This window comes from Sulfuricurvum sp., assembly GCF_049305995.1.
Lineage (GTDB): Bacteria > Campylobacterota > Campylobacteria > Campylobacterales > Sulfurimonadaceae > Sulfuricurvum.
The window spans coordinates 1-3,991 of sequence record NZ_JBAQPS010000164.1 but is presented as its reverse complement, the minus strand read 5'-3'; the positions used below and the strand labels follow the sequence as shown (position 1 = coordinate 3,991).

Sequence of the window (3,991 nt, the reverse complement as noted above, 5' to 3'; positions counted from 1 at the left end):
AGATAGTAAAGCTTGTCTTTTTTTACACTCAGCCCTGCAAGATAACGCAATGCCAAATTTGCCTGCAATGAGGCTATATGCATTACTATAGGTGCCGCAATCCCCGCAGGGGTTTTAGAAGTTATTTTAAACAGTTCCGTAAATGAAGCCTCTTCAAAAAAACAGACTTGTCCGTTAAACGCTTCTACCGATCCATATACCCACGGTAAACCTTTTGATTTAGCATAGGTATTAATTGCACCGCGTGAGGGGAGATTATCGGTTGCGTCGATAATTAGATCCACATCGATATTCTTCTCAATAAATTCTTCAAAACGACAGATATGTGCATGTGCTCGTACATACGGGCATCGTGCTTCAATCAGTTCAGCAGCTACTTCGGATTTATATTTCCCTTCATCACCGCTTTTAAAGGCAATTTGACGATGAATGTTATGCAAACTCACGGTATCAAAATCGACCATATGTATTTCACCAATCCCTGATGCACCTAAGGCAAATGCTAATGAGCTTCCTAGCCCTCCACTTCCAATAATCGCAATCTTCTTCGATTGTAAAGATTGTTGTCTCGTTTCACCCCATAACTGTACCTGACGATGAAAATACTGCATCATCTTTACACTCTCCTTTTTATTTTCTTAATAAACCCATTTTTTACTCATATTCGATTATGCATGTTCTGTTTCCACGGGTAAAATAATAATAAAACAAGCACCAGTATTAGTATTTTCAACCCAAATTTTTCCCCCAAAACTTTCTTCAATAATATATTTTGACATATGCAATCCAAGACCGGTACCTTTGTCCTGATCTTTTGTTGTAAAATAAATATCAAATACTTTACCTAGAATATTAGGAGAAATTCCCCCTGCATTATCCTCCACACGTACCTGAACCCCTTTAGCACAATCGTCTACACTAATCATAATCTTTCCCTCAATAATCTTTTGCTCGATTATGGCATCATGCGCATTTTTAATGAGATTCATTAATACTTGAATCATCTCATTTTTAGCAATATTGACTTTACGATTGGTAGAAATATTTAAATCAGTTTTTATTTTTGCGTATTTTAAAAATACATCACTTAGATTTAAAGCATTCAAAGCTAAATTGCCAATATCTTCAAGGACTTTCGATTTATCCGTTTTGTAAAAATTTCTAAAATCATCAATTGTTTTAGAAAGATATTGGAGATGCTCATCAATCCGCGTATGACTTTTATCAAAATATTCTTCGTCACATATTCCTAGTTTTTGTTTAACGTACATATCCTGATTAATTAATGCTAAAGTATGCAATGGTTGTCGCCATTGATGAGCTATTTGTTCAATCATTTCTCCCATAGCTGCAAGTCTAGATTGTTGAACAAACAGACGATCTTTCATTCGCGCTTCATTAAGTGCTACTTTAACTTTCTCGCTTAAAGTATCATTCAAACGATTTAATTTACCAATATATTCACGTTGTAAAAGATATACTCTATGTGCAAGAGCAAGAGACAGAAAAACCATTTCAATTGCTGAACCGATTTGTTGAACATGGTTTATACCATAAAAACTTGGAATAAGATCAAACTTATTAAAAGCAAAAATAATGGTGGCAATCAAAAAAGACCCCCAACCGGCTACATAAAAACGTGCTGCTCGATATTCATGCTTCATTACTCTTATACCTACTATCAATAAAAGTATTGGCATAAGAGAGGCTAAAGCAGCATTAATAGGAATTACGGTTCCATATGGAAGAAATGCTGAAGCTAGACTCATAGATAATGTTACGCTCATCATAGTAACAATTACTTTATCCATTTTTGGAGTATACAGAGGGGTATTAAGAAAATTACGACTAAAATAAAGGGCAAAAAATGAGCTTAAAGCAATAAAGGCACTGGAACCATGCTCAATTAACCAACGAAAATCACCCCAAATGTATTTAATTCCCAATCCATCAAAAGAGAGTTGCCATAAAATAAATGAAACTAAAAAAAGTATGTAACGAAGATAATTTGGATCATGCGTATAAATAAACAAAACAATATTGTAAAGTAAAATAATAATAAATAGACCATAATACATTCCGACAAAAAAATTATTTTGCTCCATTTCTGCCAATAAATCTTCCGAAGAAAGTATAGAAATAGGTAATTGCATCGAACTTTGTGTTTTCACCCGCAAAAAGAGAGTTGAAGTAGACATAGTATCAAAAGGAAGTTCAGAGATAAAATGATGTGAAAATACTTCACGGGTATGAAAAGGTTTAGCTGTTCCCATTTGTTTATATTTCAGAATTTTCCCATCTTTATTAATCAAATACAAATCAATATTTTCTAAAAGAGGATAGGCAATTTTCATCCACATTTTTTGATGATACTTAGAATTTAAATTATTTAGATCGATTTTAAACCAATAGACAGATTGAGTAAAGCCAAAATTGATACTTCGTGCTTTTGTATAAGAGGTAAATGTAATATTTTTTATTTCATTTATAGAACTATTTTTGTCAATATCTTCCCAATATGAAATAGAATATTCTATCAGGTGAGTATTTTTATCATAAGATTGGAAAGTAGACGCTAGCAATGAATACGTAAAAAAAAGATATAATAAAAAAAATTTCACTCTATTTACGTTTACGTAACGCCTCTTTAAAACCCCACCCTTTACGTGATTCGCTAAGGCTTTTTCGATCCAGCTCCACAATCAAAAACTCTTCAGTATTACCTAAATCTGCTTCGATCTCACCATCAGGAGATACCACCATAGAATCACCGTAAAACTTCCATGCATGTTTTTCATCACAATACTCTCCGACACGATTAGCACGCAAAATATAGCAATTATGGGTAAAAGCTCGTGTTTTCAAAAGTTCACGCCAACGATTATGCGACTCAAAGGTTGAAGCACTCGGCACCAATACCACATCTACTACTTTAGAACTAACCGCATCCCACATTGGATCAAAATGAGTTTCAAATCCCCCCATGACTCCAAATTTAAATCCATTCACAGCGAAAATCAGAGGAGCTTTTACCGGTTCAATCGGATTATTGAAAAATTTCTCTTCATTCCAGTGAGGGTAGTTGATCAAAAATTGCTGAGGATAGTAGGTAACGCTTCGGGCATTCACCTTGGCAATCATTTTAGTACACTCTTTTTTCTTCACCATAACGATAGGGGCGACAAACGTAAGATCGTATTTAAGCGCCAAGGATTTAAGTGTTTCGATTTGATGATTGCTTTGTTCGGCAATCATGCTCACAGGCGTTTGGATAAGTTCTTTAAAAAAGGGATTAAGAAGATATTCTCCCATCAAAACGAGTTTTACCCCTTTTTGATTGGCTACACGGGCATAACTCTCAAGCTTGTTACTCCCCATACCAATGGAAGGGAGTTGAAGTATGGCAACACGCATTATTGCTCCTGATTTTTGATGATTTGAATCTGTAACTGAGCATTTTGGAGCATCGCTTCGGCAGTTTTAAGCTCTTTCATCCCCTCTTCATACGCTTTGACACTCTCGTTCATCGCCAATGCCGGATCCATTAGCTTTTCTAAAATTACTTTGGCATTTGTTATCTTCGTTTCAAAACTCTCTTCGTTACTCATAGTGCCTCCCGAACGTAATTCTCTATTTTATCAATTTCTACTAAAAAAGCATCATGCCCATAGTCACTCTCAACTTCCAAATAATCACTATTGGTTTTCCCCAATGCTCTCATCGCACTGTGGATCGCTTCCATCTCACTAGGGAGGAAAAGGATGTCTTTCTCAAACCCCACCAAATAAAGTTCGGCATTGATTTTGCCTAAAGCCTCTTCGAGTGAATCAAATCCTCGTGAGAGATCGTAGATATTAATCGCTTTGGTGATATACAAATACGACAGAGGATCAAACCACTTCGTAAAATTGTATCCGTTGTACTCCAAATACGATTCAACCTGAAATTTACCGAACAGTTCAAATAAGCCATCCGTCCGCTTGTATTCACG

Annotated in this window: 4 protein-coding genes and 1 pseudogene; all 5 read right to left on the bottom strand. The window is 35.4% G+C overall.

Translation table 11 applies throughout. The features are described 5' to 3' along the window. On the bottom strand, positions 1-614 hold a 614-nt coding region (locus WA010_RS05565), incomplete at its 3' end, for a HesA/MoeB/ThiF family protein (RefSeq protein ID WP_422556154.1). A 54-nt stretch (positions 615-668) separates the two neighbouring features. Further along, positions 669-2,621, bottom strand: coding sequence for a sensor histidine kinase (locus WA010_RS05560; RefSeq protein WP_422556153.1), 1,953 nt, complete (start codon positions 2,619-2,621; stop codon positions 669-671). A 1-nt stretch (position 2,622) separates the two neighbouring features. Next, positions 2,623-3,414, bottom strand: a complete 792-nt coding sequence (locus tag WA010_RS05555; protein ID WP_422556152.1) for a carbon-nitrogen hydrolase family protein — start codon at positions 3,412-3,414, stop codon at positions 2,623-2,625. Continuing rightward, the gene (xseB, locus tag WA010_RS05550) at positions 3,414-3,608 is read right to left on the bottom strand and encodes an exodeoxyribonuclease VII small subunit (RefSeq protein WP_422556151.1); all 195 of its coding nucleotides are present in this window, start codon (positions 3,606-3,608) and stop codon (positions 3,414-3,416) included. Before xseB ends, WA010_RS05555 begins: the two co-directional genes overlap by 1 nt. After that, positions 3,605-3,991 (bottom strand): annotated as a pseudogene (gene metX, locus WA010_RS05545) (homoserine O-acetyltransferase); the annotation flags it as partial. The pseudogene metX and the gene xseB, both read right to left, overlap by 4 nt.